We start from the raw sequence: 213 nt of genomic DNA, 5'->3' as shown, positions 1-213 counted from the left end.
CTGATCAAGCAGGCACGCAAACTGCCCAAAGAGCTGTATCGGTCGCTGACCTGGGACCGAGGATCTGAGATGGCAGGACATGCGAAGTTCACAATGGCCACAAAGATCGACGTCTTCTTTTGTGATCCGCAATCACCGTGGCAACGCGGTAGCAACGAGAACACCAACCGGCTGCTTCGCCAATACTTCCCCAAAGGCACTGACATATCAGGC

The 213-nt window shown here is 54.5% G+C and carries 1 protein-coding gene; it reads left to right on the top strand.

Features of this window, described 5'->3' with window-relative positions:
- Window positions 1-213: IS30 family transposase (locus tag Q0859_RS21485; protein ID WP_299155220.1), on the top strand; the 213-nt coding region annotated here is incomplete at both ends.

The sequence above is a fragment of the uncultured Tateyamaria sp. genome, assembly GCF_947497045.1.
Lineage (GTDB): Bacteria > Pseudomonadota > Alphaproteobacteria > Rhodobacterales > Rhodobacteraceae > Tateyamaria.
Note: the sequence above shows the minus strand (reverse complement) of the source record. Positions and strands in the feature narration are given on the sequence as shown.